This window comes from Schlesneria sp., from assembly GCF_036405755.1.
GTDB lineage: Bacteria > Planctomycetota > Planctomycetia > Planctomycetales > Planctomycetaceae > Schlesneria > Schlesneria sphaerica.
In genome coordinates, this window is the sequence record NZ_DASWWZ010000316.1 from 15390 (window position 1) to 31375 (window position 15986).

The window sequence follows — 15986 nt, forward strand, 5'->3', positions numbered from 1 at the left end:
CCTGGCAGCGATCGAGAACAGGCAATGCCCGAACCGCTGGCTCGGTTCTCGTCAGGCGTTTCGGAGAAGGCCTTTGAAGTCGTTGATCGACCGGGTATTCGCGACATCATCCCTGGTCAACCCCGCCCGCCGGGCTTGATCCACGCCATATCGCAAAGTCGCAAATCCGCTGGGGCTATGTGAGTCCGTGTTGATGACAATCTTGATTCCGTGCGTTTTGGCAGCGGCTGCTTGAACATCGTCCAGATCAAGGCGGTAGGGGCTGGCATTGATCTCTAACAGGACACCGTGATCGGCAGCGGCCTGAAAGAAGGTTGTATAATCGATATCCGCCCCGGCCCGATTCACCACCATTCGCCCCGAGGGATGTCCGATCGCATCCACATGGGGATTGCGAATAGCGGCCAGCAGGCGCTTCATGATCATTTCACGGGGTTGCTTCAGACCATAGTGCAGGACGGCAATGACCCAGTCGGCCTCTGACAGAACCTCATCATCCAGATCGAGCGATGCGTCTTCCAGAATATCACATTCGATCCCGCACAGGATTTCGATTCCCTCCACTTCCTCGCGAACCTTACGAATCTCGGCCCAGTGTTCGCGCAGTCGAGTCGCATCCAGTCCGTTGGCCATACTGACGCGCTTTGAGTGGTCGGTGATGGCGATATATTTCAGGCCGCGGGCCTTCGCCGCTTCGGCCATCTCGCGAATGGTTGCCGTACCGTCGGACGCCGTCGTGTGCATGTGCAGATCGCCCTGAATATCTTCCAGTTCGATCAGGCAAGGCAACTGACCCGCCTCGGCCAATTCGATCTCGCCCCGATTTTCTCGCAGCTCTGGAGGAATGAACGGCAAGTCGAGCGCCGCGTAGACCTCTTCTTCTGTTCGCCCGGCGACGTAGGTGTCATCCCGGAACAGGCCGTATTCGTTCAACTTGAATCCGCGTTCAATCGCCCGTCGGCGAATGACGATGTTGTGCTCTTTCGACCCAGTGAAGTACTGCATCGCGGCACCGTACGATTCGTCCGGCACGACACGCAGGTCCAGCTCTATTCCCGAGCGAAGACGAACACGTTGCTTGGTCTCCCCGCGCGCCAGGACCTTCTCGACCAGCGGATGCACGGCCAGTCGATCCATCGCAGCGACAGAATCATCCGACGTCGCCAGAACGTCCAGATCGCCGCAGGTTTCCTTCCGACGGCGACACGATCCCGCCACGGAAACTTGCCGGATTGAGGGAAGCTGCTTCAAATCGGCAACGATCTCTTCGGCGGATTCTCTCGCAACGCTGATCAGGAACCGCTTACCGGCCTCCAGAGCCAGCGGAATCCCTTCGAGAATGGCCTGTTCGGTTTTCTTGCCGAACCCTTTTCGTTCGGAAATCTTTCCCGCCTCGCACGCTTCCTTCAGCTGTTCCAGAGAGATAATGCCGAGTTCGCTGAACAGGACCGCCACCTTCTTGGGGCCCAGCCCCGGAATGCGCAGCATATCGACGACGCCGCGCGGAACCTGCTGTCTCAATTCCTCGAGTTGGGGAAGCGCGCCCGTGTCGATGACGACTTTAATCTTGGCAGCCAGATCCTTCCCGATTCCGTCCAGTCGCTCAAGACCTCCCCCCGGCAGATGCACCAGATCAGCGACCGACTCAGACAGATTCTCCAGCGTTCGAGCTCCATTTCGGTAAGCACGGACGCGAAACGAGTTTGCCCCCTGAAGCTCAAGCAGGTCCGCAAGCTCGGTGAACATCTCGGCGATCTGTTGATTCTGCATGCAGGGTCGCGGACCTCGGGTCCGCCCTCGTGAGTACCGTGTGAATACAGTTGTACGTGACAAACGACTATGCCACGGTCATCGGATCACGGGCCGGGGCACCACAGTCCATTCAGCCGGACGAAACGTCGAGCCTCACTCAAACTTCAGCAGCCCGAACGAAGAGGGCTGAATCCGTGCCGTGGCGGGCTGCGTCCAGCTTTGCAGGCCGACCGAGGGGGTCGTCCGCAACACGGACAACCCATAGATCGTACTGCGCTGCGGGGGCGTCGGGGAGAGATCCTTCCAGGGGATCGCGGCTTCGATTCTCCAGTCAGTCTCGTCCATCTCAGCAGCGACATACCAGGTCGGATTCCAATTGCGGTCTTCCCAGCAGCTTTCCGCCGTCCAGCCCCGCTGGTCGATCTGGAACTCGTACCACGTGGAATAGTCGCGGTCGATATCCAGTCGCACGCTCACCCGGTCATGTCGTGAAAGATCTGCGTCATGATAGCGTCCGTTGGTCTGGGGGCGATCCTGAGGAGCGGCCGCTTCACGCGGTACACGCAAAGCGATAAAGAGGAACTGGGTATCATAAGCCAGCATCATCATCGACCGTCTTCGAGCACCCGTTTCCTCGACATCGTCACCCGCTGTCGGCGATTCAGTGAGGAAGATTTCCTGTGCCTCGACCCAGCAGGGATCTGACAGCAACCCGTCAAGCACAGGTCGTTCGAGGACTCGCTCACAATGAGCCAGCCACGTCGGAGTTTCGGGAGTGGCAAACGAGGCCCACAGATCCCGTTCTGCCAGTTGCCTGATCTCGGGATTGATCGCGTTCGTAACGAAGTTCCGCATGATGGCATCACCCGCACGCACGGTTCCTTCGCTGCGTCGCAGGGCCGCCAGTGGAAACTGAATCTCGGGCGATCCATAGAGCGTCGGGGAAGCCGTTTGCAGTTTTTTAGCCAGCGCTCCTGCACGGGAACGCCATTCCGCCACGGCGCCCGTCCTCCAGTCAACGTCAGGATCGATCTTCAGTCGCCCTGGCTGCGTGCTCTTGTTATCTCGCGAGTGCGTCGCATCGAGATCGAGTTTCGTATTCAGACGAATCGGACTACCGATATTGGACTGGGTCACGGCATCCAGACTTCCATCGACCAGATTAGCATTTCGCGTTCTCTGGGTTCCGTCGTCGACTTGTGCGCCGACCTGCTGGATGACGCTCCCTCGAAGTGGATTCGACTGCGCCACTGAACTGCCCGATTTCATGGCCTGTGTCCGCTGCCACGCGGTTTCACTGCTTGACCAGAACTGCAACAGCCACCGCATGGCGTCGAGCGAGCCAGGCTCGTTGGGGTATCGACGAATCAACTCGACATAAGTCGATTCGACCAGTTCAAACTGCGACCGCTTGCGATACTCGTTAGCCAGATCCCTCAGCAGCCCCACCCCCTGCTCCGGCGCCATTCCGTCCACGATGCCGTTGAGCTGGCCAATCAACTGATTTGCCACTCGCGGGTCATCGAGCGATCTTTGAAAGAGACCGGTATAGTTTCGTTGCTTCTGAACGAGTTTCTGGTTTCGTTCCAGATTCTCTTCATCCAGCGGACTTGAATCACGCCGCCCCGCCGATCCGGGTGTGAGGGACAACCCCACGAAGAAATCGCGCGACGTCACTCCGCGAACGCTCGTCCCGTCTGCTGGCTTGCCATCCAATCCGATCCAGCGGTACGCGATTCGGGGAGCTTCGACCGTATCGATGGAAGGAGCTCTTTCCCCCTGCAGCAGTGATATCGCGGGCCCCGCTGCCGTGCGCGTCGACGACTTCAAATGAGGCAGAAACTCGTCCAGTTCCACATGGGCATCGCCTGAGGCACCGGGCGCCAGTCGCATGTAAACCCGGTCCACCCGCCAGGACTCAAGGCCCGTCACTTCCGTCTGCTCCTGATACCGATTGGTATCTGCGGCGAGTTTCACCGCTTTCAGGGTCGCATTGAATAGCAGTTGTCCGACGGCATCGTCAGCGGGGGGCTGGTCGACCACCAGAATGTTGGGACGCCATGTCCGAATCTGTCGCACAATCGTGCCCATGAGCGTCTGCGGCAACCGACCTTCTGTCTGCTTCTGCCATTCTGCGAGAAGTTGCTGGGCCGAGAATTCGATCCCCGGCAGCGTGAGGGGCAGTTGCCAATGAACATCAGCCGCGTTGCCACCGCACAACTGAACGGCCGACCGGAGCACGGATTCGCTTTCGGTCATCAAGGCCATCGGGCCGAGATCATCCCGTTGCGCAATCCAGACGGCACTGCGATAGCCCTGTTCACCCGACAGCTTTGTCAGCAGCGCAGGACTCGTTCCCCCCGGTCGGGCATGAACCGAGAGCACGGCCGCTCGACGACCACCCCCGCGTACCGACTGCCACGACTGGCCCCCGTCTTCCGTTCGCAGGATGACCCCGAAAGCGCCGACGGCCACGCCGAGCTGGTCCTTCGTGAAGCGAATTGCCGACAGCGGAGCGGTATGTCCGGTCAACTGCTTCTTCCACTCGCGGCCACCATCAGAACTATGCCACACGGCCGATCCCGGAGAGCCAGCCAGCCAGACGTTCTGTCCCCGAACCTCGACCGCCCGAAAGTCCATGACGTCGCGCATTTCCTCCGGCAGTGAACCTTCGGGAACTTCCCAGGCAACCCCTTCGGTCGTTGTTTTCAGCACCAGACCGCCATCTCCCGCGAGCCAGCCCACGTTATCGGCAGCGAGTGTGATGGCGCGGACCGATCGAAATCCCTGGGGCTGCAATTTGGACGGAAAAAGCTGCTCTCCCCCCATAATGTTGACGCGGCCTTCGGCCCCACCAACGAGACCCATTTCCGGCTCCAGAAAACACATGGCTTTCCAGCTATGCGGCGCCTCACCCTGCACGCCTCGCCACGTCTTGCCGCCGTCGCTGGTTTTATAGATACCGGTGGGGGACTGTTGAGTGGGCCGACCGACGACAATACCGTCATCCATCCCGAAGAAGCGGACGTAATTGAGCCCCGGAAGCTGCTCACAATCAAGAGGTTGCCAGGTGGCCCCGCCGTCCTGTGTGGACAGCACCACACCTTTCTCTGTCCCGGAATAGGCTGACTGCTGATGGCCGGCAATCCACCCGGTTTGATCATCGAAGAAGCAAAGACTTCGCAGCGAAACGTTTTGTCCCAGGTGCGCAGCAGTCCAGGTGCGCCCCCCGTCAGACGATTTCCAGATGGCGCCATGTTCCCCGACAGCCATCGCGAACTGAGTTCCCACGATTCTCACGTCGTGTAACTGCGCATCGTCGACCCACGGTGGTGGGATCTCGGCGGCGTCACACAGCCCGCAGATCGCCAGCAGCGGAACGAGCCACAGTCGCAGCACCCAACCAGCCGAGTGCTCGATCGAGCGTTCGCCCTCACCGGTGCCGGAGCAGGGTAAGCAGCCTTCCGCGTGTGCGGATCGCCATCGTCGGGTACCGCTTGCACACAGTGATTTCACTTTGAATCGCGGTAAGCTTCCTTGCATCCCCGCCTCCTTATCCATCGGTCGCACTCAAGGCCTGACCGCGAATTCTAGGACTTTTCCCAATTCACAGAAGGCCGAGTTGGCGTTGTCACAGTTAAGTTCGCAAAGAGGGGGCTCCTGGAACGACGGCGGAGGAAACAAAATGGGGAACGAAGGGGAAGTCGAATCTCTGCATCTCTTGACCGAACCACCAGTTCCGCAGCATCGCCGATGTGGTCAGTCCTTTTCTTCAAGGCGAATCAATCGCGTTCCGGTTTCGGACTCTTCGACAAGATAAAGTTCGATATACATTTCATTCGGATCCTCAGCATCCGACGCCCTGGATCCGGGACTGAAAAGTTGAAACTCATGCTGATCAAATTCGCGCCAGGATGTCCGGCCGGAATCGACGATCACGCCATTGATGGCCAGAACCACGTCGGTCTGCACCGCGGGCAAGTCACCTGACCTGACCAGGCCACTCACTAACCTAGACACCAGAAGTTGCGAATCGGCCGTCCGCAACGTCGGATTGGGATCACTCAGATCACGTAGCGTGACAGCAATCGTCTCGTCATCAACCGGGAACTGCTCAACCCTCAAACCGTGCCACTCGGGATGGGTGGTCGCGGACAGCGGCAGGTGGTCAAGTCCCGACGGGTCCGTGTCGGACCTGGCCTTTGTTGGCCATTTCCTCACCAGCAGGTCTGGCTCACACACGGTCATGTCCGACTTGTAAAAGAAAGATTTTCGCGGTTGCCGACGCGATTCTGAGAGCGGTATCCCCTCCACTGACTCAGGAATGGTGATGCCCACCGTCTGCAGAATCGTCGGCATGAGATCGACAGACTCGACATTCTGGTCGTTGATCGCCCCCTGCAACTGGCCCGGCAATTTGACGAACAGCGGTACGGACAGGATGTCGGGCAATGTTTCCGCATCCGGAAGTCGTCGCGAGTGCCCCGGACGAAACGAAACGCCGTGATCGGCGGTCACAATCAAGAGACAGGATTCCAGCAAATGGTTCTCTTCCAGTCGGTCGAGCACCTGACCAATGAAGCGATCGACATAGCCCACCTGCAGTCGGTAGCGATATTCGTTCCGCGCCACGGTGATCGGATCATCGTCCCAGAACTCACCCAGTTCCCCACGGGCGCCGAACGGTTGGTCGAACGATTGAAGCTCGGACTCGTACTGGTCCCCAGAGGGAAGAAACGTCCACGGAAAATGGGGCAAAACGACGTGCAGAAAGCGGAAGCCAGGTAACGCCGAAGGGGTCAGACATCGCAGGAAGTGCTCCAGTTGCCGTCCACGGTATTCGCCTCCGCCGTAATGGAACTGCCCCGTCGTGGCATCCCTGGACATCCCCTCCTGGCCAACGGGAATGGCAGGCAGACCAAACCAGGGACGGGGAATCAGCGGAAACACGACGGGAGTATCCGTCGTAAAGATCAACCGGGGGTAGACCGCCCCGAGAGTCACCAGCAGATGGGTGCACTTCTCATTGGGCGTCAGAGAGACAGGGCGATCCCGACGAATCGAGGGGGGACTCAAGCGTGAAATGGGCTCGAAGACCGTCATCTCAAACGACTTTGAACCCGCGATCAATTCAAACAGATTGCCGGGGTATTCGTCGGCAAGGGGAGACCGATCGACCACCGGATACTGACCTGAAAGGATTGCGGGGACAGCAATGTCGGTGCGAGGACTGACGGTCGAAGCGTTACGATACCAGGTCGAGATGTCCGCCAGTCGTGCAAACTGCGGAAAACAGTGCCGATCCACTTGCATGTCACCGTTCAGCAGCGTTCTGCCACTAAACTCGTCAAACACAATTAAGACGACAGGCAATGGAGATTCCGCGGTCACCCCCTTCGACGCAGTGGTTCTCGTGACCGAATAGGGTTCGAAGTTCCAGGCAAAAGAGAGTGGAAAAACCACGATCCCCACAGACATCCACGAGATCCAGGATCGTAGCAACGGTCGCTTTTCATATTGTGCGATGAAATACCACGCCGCAGTCATGGCGAGGGGCGGCATGAACAACCCCACGGGAAGCATCAGAAAGTGCTGGGCGTAAACCAGATAAGGCCTCAGCAGTGACAGTACGACGACTGTCAGCAAGACGACCGGAATCAGGTTCTGCCCGTAACACTCTATCTGTGTCGATAGGCCTCGAACCACGACATCGAGCAGCACAAAGCCCAGAGGCAGCACGATGACGAGCAACAGCAGCAGGACTGCGACTTCCCGCCATTCGACCTGTTGATCGTGTAAATAGATGGTTTGCTTTGCCAGTGCCGTCAACAGTGGTTGTGTAATCCCGAACGCGCAGAGCGTGCAGAGATCGACAGCACGTTTCATCGTCACGACGGACTTGATTTCGATTCGAGCCATGAATGCAGACCTCGACCTTGGATGTCACAGCCGCAGCGTCGTCCTCGGGTAGCGCCGCGGATTGATCGGGGAATCCTTGTCACGAACCACTTCCGGCCAGCAGATTTCTTCCACGACGACCCTGCTCTGGTGAAACGATCCCCTTTGTCACATCCTGTGTCACCCACTTGAAACATCGAGGCCTTTCAAGGGAATGGCGTGGTAGAGCGTCCTCTCACCGGATGGCAGCTTTACACGCTGCTCTAACTGGAAGTGTCGACAGAGCTCAGCCTCCAGGCACTCAACAGAATAGTCGGTGTACTGATCTCGCTTGTTACGCAGGAGCGCACGGACCATGGCGTCCTGTTTGGAAGGAAACTCCAGTACGAGTTCGGCCTGGAAGCTGGCCAGCCAGTCGACCACATCCGGTAGCGGAACATTGGCGGCAATCACCAGATGATGGATGAGTCCCAGGCACAACAAAAGATCCGGACGGCCTCGATCTTCCAGGCGTGTTCTCTCACGCCCCCGCCAGCCTTGTGAAGGTGACGGATTCGCCAGATCGACCCGCAGTGGCAGGACCGTCGTCTGGCGCGCATCGAGAGACCTGAAAAGATTCTCAACACAGGCGTGATCCTGGTCCATGGCCACGACCGTCGAAGCGAACTCGGCGGCGATTTTTGAGTAACGCCCGTCGTTGCAGCCGAGGTCCCAGACCAGCGTCCGCTGCTTCTGCTGACAGATGGCGTGGACAAACTCCGATTTTGAACGCAAGTCGTCTGCTACGTGCGGCAAGGAAGAATCGTATTGGGTCCACTGCGTCCGCTGGGGCACCCAGCGGAGACCGCTCACCAGTTTCTGCAGCTTCTGCAGCAGCTTCGTGATGAGTTTCGAATCAAATCCGCTCGACTGCAGATCACGCACCGTGCTCGTCGAGGTCGCCTGCGCGTTTCTTTCTAATAAGGCATGGAGCCACCCGTGCGAGAAAACTCCCGGTCGGAACAGATCCCAACCACGCATCCACTGTAAAAACTGGGCAGCAGAGATCCCTTCCAGTTGAGAACGCAACAACGGCTGAAAATCGACGCCACGATAAGACTGCAGCAGCAGCGGAAACAGCATCAATTCACAGAATTGCCGATAGGCCAGCCAGGGTTCACCGGGATGCAGCCTTGTGAATGAACCGATGTCAATCAACATGGCCTGTGAACCGTGGAACTGAATGTTATACGGAGATGCATCCTTGAGAGTCAGTCCACTATTTACGGCCTCGAACATCAGCTCCAGATGCAGCAATGCCGCCTGTTGCAGCATCACGAATGGCCACTCATAAGCATAGCTGATAAAGGGGACTCGCTGATGCTGGAGTATTGCCGCGGCAAGTTCCGGACGAGAAAACGACAACGCTTCTGTCGGAAGAATTTCGCGGGTGGGAACAATCTGTCCCTGTTGCATCCGCCGCTGGAAGAACGGAACCTCCGAAACAAGTTTCCAGTCTTTATATGCGTCTGCTGTCAGTGCCCGAAAGACATCATCACCCGAATAGAAGACGCGTGCAGAACGATCCCTGAAAGAACTCGTCTCGTAATTCACTGTGCTTCGACCTGGGCCGAACTCGACAACTCCTGTGAATCGGTGAACAGCAGTTGCTCTTCGTGTCTTCCGCGAACCTGCATCCACAGGTATCGCCCCACGACAGCGATCCCGCCAAACCCACCGACGAGGGCCTGCAATAACAGACTTCCCGCACTGGGATCGAAATAGGCAATTAGATAACTCATCGACGATCTACTCGAGAAAAAGGATTAGTAACCAGCCTTCACTAGTTGATCACATACAGAACACACACATCCGCATGTACACGAACATTCACTTCCTACGACCCTTCTCATCCTCCGGCAGGCCCCTCACTCGGAGTGAGCACGCAGGTCCGAGCATGGTAGTTCAGGAACATTAAGAGAACCTTGAAGTGTCTCGTATTTCACCCCGATTTCAGCAAGCCGCCTGCACGGCCGCGTAGAGGTTCGCAACTCTCATACCTCCGCATCACATTCAACTCCCGTCGATGAAAATGAGGCCCAATTTCACTCACATTGGTCAGATGCTCGTGGATGCCACATCAGAAACGCTCAGTCGATCAACAGCAACATTCCCCTCGCCTATTGCGGTCGCCAGTGCGTGAAGTGGTTTCCACGAGCGCTCATCTCGTGCGGGGAAAGTGCGTTGGCGAGTCCGCGCTCGACACGAGGCGATGTCTCTTGCGAATCCGCTTGAGGGCCAGGGACGCCGCTGAGTCAGTCCCTTTCGGGGGGCCAGTGCGCGAATTCTGTCCTTCCCTGGCTATAATTTGGAAAACATTTTTTCCAATCGAGATTTCGTGATGCGGCGCATGTGCTCTTTAATGGCCCTGGTCGGCCTGGCGGCGGCCATCGTTCCGGCTGATGGTCTGGCTCAATCCGCGAAAGGTTCGGCGAAGAAAATCAAACCGAAGACCAGCGTGGCTGCCACCGCGACCTATGCCGGGGTGAGTGAGTACACCTCGGACAACTTTCTGTTGCGAACTGACATGCCCGCCGAGGAAGCGGGTGAGTTGCTGGATCGACTCGAAAAAATGCTCCTGCTGGTGGCCCGATACTATGGTCGCCCGAACACCAGAACCATTGAGATGAATGTCGTACGCGACCGGGATCGGTGGCCTGCGGGATCGATTCCCGCAACGGCTCTTCCGAGCATTGAAAGCAGTGGCGGGATCACGCTCAATGTCACCAGTTCTCTGCAAAACGAACTGGGAGAACGGCAGATCACGGCTGCGAAATCCGTGGTCTGGGCCGTTCCCCAGCGAGGGATTCCCCAGCACGAGGCCGTCCATGCATACTGTCATCAGACGTTCGGCACGACCGGTCCCACCTGGTACGCGGAAGGGATGGCAGAACTCGGTGCACATTGGCGAGAAAACGATGACAGCTTGCGAATTTCTGACGAGATGATGGCCTATCTCAAACAGAGTGAACCCAAAAGTCTGACAGAAATTACGGCCCCCGGACAGAAAACCGGAGACAGTTGGCAGAACTACACCTGGCGCTGGGCTCTGTGCCATCTTCTCTCAACCAACCCCAACTATGCACCCCGGTTCAAACCACTCGGAATGGCCCTGATGAGTCAGCGACGGACGAGTTTCGAGGATGTCTATGGTTCAATGTCGAGAGAAATCGAGTTCGAATATCTGTTGTTCCTGAAGCACATGGACCAGGGTTACCGGAATGATCTTTGTGCCTGGGATTGGAAGACAAAATTTCAGCGAAGCCGGGGCCCTGCGGGGGTTCAGGTCAAAGTGGCGGCGAATCGCGGCTGGCAGGCATCGCGCCTTCAGGTCAAAAAGGGAGACACCGTTTCCTATGTGGCGACCGGCCAGTGGCAGCTTGGTAAAAGTGAGTCCGCAGTCAGTGCCGATGGAGGACCTGACGGGCTGGGACGACTGACAGCGGTGATTTTTGCCGATTATGAACTTTCGGAAGAGGTGGAACTGGGGGCCGAAGGAGGGTTTGAAGCAAAAATCGACGGAAATTTATTCGTTCGATGTCGTGATGCCTGGTGTGAAATTGCCGATAATTCTGGTGTTGTCTCCGCGAAATTCAAAATCGCACCTTGAAGTTCAGAGCAATCGAAGGGGAGAAAGGCCACGGACCACCGTGCGTCACCTCCTGCAGGTTGCCTGAAAGGAGCGTCATCCCGATCCCGGAGGACGTTTCCGGCTTGAGGCGCGTGCCATTGAATGGCGCATCGCATTGATCCCCTGACCGCATTCGTCCCCGGCCCGTGAACCGTTACGAGGGTGCCGAAAGTAACAAGGAACTCACTTTTGGCACGATCGTGGCTAGCTCGACTGAACCCTTTCGCCTGGATCCAACGCTGGTTCACGACCGCCGTGATCTTGTGGCTGGCAGGGACGTCGATTCTGCTGGTATTGGCCCTGGCTCGCGAAGGAGCAAAGGTCACCCCGTTCGTGGCCATCTACCTGTTGCTGACAGTGGCCTGCAGCGTGGCTGCGTTCGTGCTGTATGGAATTGATAAGCGAAGGTCGATCAAAAACCTGCCGCGCGTTTCGGAAAACACTCTCCACCTGCTCAGCATTCTCGGTGGTTGGCCCGGCGCCCATCTGGCTCAACAAATATTCCGTCATAAGACGCTGAAAGTCAGTTTCCGCGTGATCTTCTGGCTGACCGTTCTCGTTCATCTCACCGTCATTGGCCTGGGAATCTGGGCCGGATGGCCCTTTACGGCGGTCCGCAATCTGATCGGGATCTGAGTTCCGCAAGGCGGTGTGTTCACGGCATCCTTCCAGAGAGTCAAGGAAGACGCCTGTGGACGGCTCTGATACACTTGAGAAGGGCGGAACGTCCTCTACAGGTGTCGCTACGCCGCTGTTCGTATGGTGCAATTCCGAAAGATTGGCCACAATCCAAGGGAGGTCCCGCCGACGGAAAATCTCTCATGCCCTGTTTGGACCGGAGACAAGGGCAACAGGGGCGTTGGCTCCCCGGCGGCCCAACGGGCGTCGCCACCTCGGGTGCTTCACTCAACGGAAGTCATTGACCATGGCCGAACCTGAACATGATGAGGTTTCACACCCTGCTGACGCGAACGAGAATGCGCCATCATCGGATTCGTCGAGCGTTCTTCCCCGCCAACTGGGTGAATTCAAACTGCTCAGAAAGCTTGGCAAAGGGGGAATGGCAGAGGTCTATCTGGCAGAACAGACGTCCCTTCGTCGGCAGGTGGCCGTCAAGATATTGCTCCCCGAGTTTGTCACGGACGAGCGATACGTTCAGCGGTTTCGGCACGAAGCGGCGGCAGCTGGAACGCTCAACCACCCCAACATCGTCCAGGTTTACATGGTGGGTGAGGATCAAGGAGTCAACTTCATCGCGCAGGAGTACGTTCAGGGTCGCACACTGAAAGACTATATCAATCGCAAGGGGGCCATGGAGACGAAGGTCGCTCTGCACATTCTGCGGCAAGTCGCATCCGCCCTGCTCGTGGCCAGCGAAAATGGAATCGTTCATCGCGACATCAAGCCGGAAAATATCCTGCTGACGAGCAAGCTTGAGGCAAAGGTCGCAGACTTCGGCCTGGCACAACTCACTCTGCAAGGCGAACGACTTTCGCTCACCCAACCGGGAATGACGCTGGGAACGCCGCTTTACATGAGTCCCGAACAGGTCAATGGCCAACCGTTGGATTCACGCAGCGACATCTATTCTTTTGGCATCATGGCCTGGCACATGCTGGTCGGAAAGCCCCCCTTCCGTGGCGAAACAGCGATCTCGGTGGCAATGAAGCACTTGAATGACAAGGCTCCTTCGCTTTCAGCCACCCGTGCAGACTTGCCTTTTCAACTGCAGGAACTGATCGAAAAGCTGATCAGCAAAAAGAAAGAAGACCGGCCCCCCTCGTTCCGGCTGGTGGTGAATGAGCTGAAACAAATCATCCGCCAGCTCTCGGGGCGAGAAGAACCGACCGTCGCCCTGAAATCCCCCTCCAAACCCCCGTTGATCTTTGACAGACCGATTCGAAAGCAGCTTGGCTGGCTGACATTCTTGTGCCTGATTGCCATGGCGATCTCCAGTGGCGTGGGATGGAGCATGCGCACCCCGGATCTCTTGATGGTCGAATCAGCAGGCGACGTCAGGAATCAGGCGATGCAGACTGCCGATGCGCAGCTCTACTGGGCCATGTCGAATCCACACGACGAGCGTGCCTGGGTGACACTGAAGACCTTTCCGGGTGTCTCCGACGAGATGATCGCCCGCGCGAACGCCGCACTGGGACTGATCTATCTCAAATCCAACCGCATGGCACTGGCTCAGACAACTTTTAATGACTTGGCGTCACAATCCGGCTATAAGGCGAATGGACTGGTGGGACAGGCGCTTTATGCCAAGTTAACGGGAGACACTCAGCTCGCCAGAACACTCGTCGCACAGATCGACGAGGATCACCCAAAACTGTTTCCCGAAATGAGCGGGGCATTGAACGACCTTCGTAAGCGACTCGACGCAGCGAAGTGATGGCGTGAACCAGGTCGCCGATCGGCCTGATTCCGAGAAGAGAGAATTGAAAAGAAGAGGATCTCAATGACCGAGTCGATTCAGGAATATGATGTCGTTGTGATCGGAACGGGGCCGGGCGGCGAAGGGGCTGCCATGCAAGCGATCAAAAATGGACGAAGCGTGGTTGTCGTCGAGCGAGAAATCTCGGTCGGCGGCGCCTGTACTCATCAAGGCACCATCCCCAGCAAGGCCCTGCGATTCGCCATCTTTCAGATGACCGAAGTCAACAACAACATCCTGTTCCGTGAACATGGTGTCACCGCCAACTTCATGCTGCCCGCATTACGGCGTCGTGCCAAGACCGTAATCGAAGCTCAGGTCAAGATGCGGACCGCATTCTATGACCGCAACGACATTCCCATCGTGCGTGGCCAAGCCCGGTTTCTCGACCCGCATACCATTGAAGCGGTGGAAGAGGATGGATCGCGGGCCACCGTTCGGGGCAAGTACATCGTCATTGCGACCGGCGCTCGTCCTTACCGACCTGCAGACGTCGACTTCGATCACCCTCGTATTTTTGACAGCGACACGATTCTGAAGGCCGATCTTCACTTCAAGTCGATCACCATTTTTGGAGCGGGTGTCATCGGGTGTGAATACGCTTCGATGTTTCGAAACCTTGAAATCAAAGTCAATCTGATTAACAACCGTGATCGACTGCTGGATTTCCTGGACGAAGAAATCGTCGATGCACTCAGCTATCACCTGCGAGAACGCGGGGTCATCGTCCGACACAGGGAAATTTGTGACCGGGTCGAGGCCTGCGACGATGGTGTGATCCTGCATCTGAAATCTGGAAAGCAGCTCAAGACAGACGTGCTGCTCTGGGCGGCGGGACGGACCGGCAATTCCGATCACCTTGGCCTCGAAGAAGTCGGCATAATCCCTGATCAGCGAGGGAACATCCCGGTCAACGGAAATCTGCAAACCATCGTCCCGCATATTTACGCAGTGGGTGATGTCATCGGCCCCCCTGCCCTCGCCAGTGCCGCCTACAATCAGGGACGCTTTGCCGCCAGCCACCTGCTTTGTGAGTCCGGCAGCAAAGAGTCTTGTGGCCCCGCTCCGTCACTGGACATCCCCGCCGGGATCTACACCAGCCCGGAAATCAGTGCCATAGGGAAGACGGAGCGAGAGCTAACGGAGGCGTCGGTCCCCTATGAAGTCGGGCATGCTCATTTCAAGAGTATCGCCCGTGCACAAATCACGGGGCAGACCACCGGGATGCTCAAGATCCTGTTCCACCGCGAATCGCTGGAAGTTCTGGGGGTCCATTGCTTCGGCGCGAACGCCGCGGAAATCATTCACATCGGCCAGGCGATCATGTCTCAGCCCAAGCCGAACAATAGCCTGATGTACTTCATCAACACTACGTTCAACTACCCCACCATGGCAGAAGCCTACCGGGTCGCGGCCCTGAACGGATACAACAGGTTGTTCTGAACGCGAAAGCTCGAATCACTTCTCGTCGCACCGGCCTCTGGCGAAGGATGAGAAGCCAAATTTCACCGGGGTCGCCCAATCGATTTCCGCGTCTGGTCCGGGACGCGGAAATCACAGGGCTCCCGCCGGTCACCAATCGGTAATCTGGGCCTTCCGCTCGATCGGCTGACCACCGGCCCCCCGTAGCTGCACATCTTCTTTGCGATAGCCTCGTTTCTTTACCGAGAACAAGGTTTCGCTGAGCACGCCGTCTGCCTTTTTGTCCTCTTTAAGCCGTTCATAGACGTCCTTGGGAACCTGTTCAGCCCACCGCTCGACGACGGAAGTTTGCCGGGTTTCTGCGTTCTCGATTTTCCGCCGGATGCTTTGCCCCTGTTCATTTTGTGCGTAGACGATCACGTAATACGCGGTTGGCCGATTGTCAGCCTCTTCAAAGTAGCGGTCAAATCCACTCTTCGCCTTGGGATCCGCGAGTATCCTCACCTCGTATGCTTCATTCAATTCGCTGATCAATTCCGAGAGCTTCTTGCCCAAGGTGTCGAGCGTCTGCACATCCTGCTGGTCTCGCGCCACAGCCAATTCCTGCTGCCATTGTTTGAGCTCTTCCTGAACCTCGGGTTCACGAGCCAATGCCTGGGCTCGAACCAGATTCGCGGCGACAGAGGTATTGAGCCGACTGACCTGACGCGTCAGTCGCGCTGCTGGCGAGAATCGATCGGAGGCGATACGCATGGCCAACCACCCCGTCACGAGTAGAACGACGGCCAGCAACCCGACGATCAT

At 57.4% G+C, this 15986-nt stretch carries 10 protein-coding genes; 4 read left to right on the forward strand and 6 right to left on the reverse strand.

All coding sequences use genetic code 11. The annotated features are described in order from the left end of the window. Positions 1-51: 51 nt before the first annotated feature. The 5 genes from polX to VGE80_RS11000 form a co-directional block, all read right to left on the reverse strand. Complete coding sequence (polX, locus tag VGE80_RS10980) at positions 52-1770, reverse strand: DNA polymerase/3'-5' exonuclease PolX (RefSeq protein WP_440592700.1); 1719 nt, start codon at positions 1768-1770, stop codon at positions 52-54. A 135-nt stretch (positions 1771-1905) separates the two neighbouring features. Next, positions 1906-5295, reverse strand: a complete 3390-nt coding sequence (locus VGE80_RS10985) for a YCF48-related protein (protein WP_440592701.1) — start codon at positions 5293-5295, stop codon at positions 1906-1908. Positions 5296-5511: 216 nt separating this feature from the next. Continuing rightward, on the reverse strand, positions 5512-7671 hold the full coding sequence (locus VGE80_RS10990) for a sulfatase-like hydrolase/transferase (protein ID WP_440592702.1): 2160 nt from the start codon (positions 7669-7671) through the stop codon (positions 5512-5514). A 159-nt stretch (positions 7672-7830) separates the two neighbouring features. Beyond that, positions 7831-9243: a methyltransferase gene (locus tag VGE80_RS10995; protein WP_373649278.1), complete on the reverse strand. Its 1413-nt coding sequence runs from the start codon at positions 9241-9243 to the stop codon at positions 7831-7833. Next, positions 9240-9431, reverse strand: coding sequence for a hypothetical protein (locus VGE80_RS11000; protein ID WP_373649279.1), 192 nt, complete (start codon positions 9429-9431; stop codon positions 9240-9242). The genes VGE80_RS10995 and VGE80_RS11000 overlap by 4 nt, the downstream gene beginning before the upstream one ends. Before the next feature lie 620 nt (positions 9432-10051). Here VGE80_RS11000 and VGE80_RS11005 point away from each other — a divergent pair. The 4 genes from VGE80_RS11005 (at position 10052) to sthA (ending at position 15203) form a co-directional block, all read left to right on the forward strand. Next, the gene (locus VGE80_RS11005) at positions 10052-11299 is read left to right on the forward strand and encodes a hypothetical protein (protein ID WP_373649280.1); all 1248 of its coding nucleotides are present in this window, start codon (positions 10052-10054) and stop codon (positions 11297-11299) included. 210 nt (positions 11300-11509) lie between these two features. Then, the gene (locus tag VGE80_RS11010; protein ID WP_373649281.1) at positions 11510-11956 is read left to right on the forward strand and encodes a DUF1294 domain-containing protein; all 447 of its coding nucleotides are present in this window, start codon (positions 11510-11512) and stop codon (positions 11954-11956) included. Between the two features lie 289 nt (positions 11957-12245). Then, positions 12246-13718 (forward strand): serine/threonine-protein kinase, encoded by a 1473-nt coding sequence (locus VGE80_RS11015; protein ID WP_440592703.1) that lies wholly within the window; start codon positions 12246-12248, stop codon positions 13716-13718. 45 nt (positions 13719-13763) lie between these two features. Next, positions 13764-15203 carry a Si-specific NAD(P)(+) transhydrogenase gene (gene sthA / locus VGE80_RS11020; RefSeq protein WP_440592705.1) on the forward strand — a complete coding sequence of 480 codons (1440 nt, stop codon included), beginning with the start codon at positions 13764-13766 and terminating at the stop codon, positions 15201-15203. A gap of 129 nt (positions 15204-15332) precedes the next feature. Here the strand turns inward: sthA and VGE80_RS11025 are convergent. Further along, on the reverse strand, positions 15333-15986 hold a 654-nt coding region (locus tag VGE80_RS11025), incomplete at its 5' end, for a DUF6384 family protein (RefSeq protein WP_440592704.1).

Coding starts and splice junctions, on each gene's coding strand:
- VGE80_RS10985 (WP_440592701.1), bottom strand. CDS start 5,295: ATGCAAGGAAGCTTACCGCGATTCAAAGTGAAATCACTGTGTGCAAGC.
- VGE80_RS10990 (WP_440592702.1), bottom strand. CDS start 7,671: ATGGCTCGAATCGAAATCAAGTCCGTCGTGACGATGAAACGTGCTGTC.
- VGE80_RS11005 (WP_373649280.1), top strand. CDS start 10,052: ATGGCCCTGGTCGGCCTGGCGGCGGCCATCGTTCCGGCTGATGGTCTG.
- VGE80_RS11015 (WP_440592703.1), top strand. CDS start 12,246: ATGGCCGAACCTGAACATGATGAGGTTTCACACCCTGCTGACGCGAAC.
- polX (WP_440592700.1), bottom strand. CDS start 1,770: ATGCAGAATCAACAGATCGCCGAGATGTTCACCGAGCTTGCGGACCTG.
- VGE80_RS11000 (WP_373649279.1), bottom strand. CDS start 9,431: ATGAGTTATCTAATTGCCTATTTCGATCCCAGTGCGGGAAGTCTGTTA.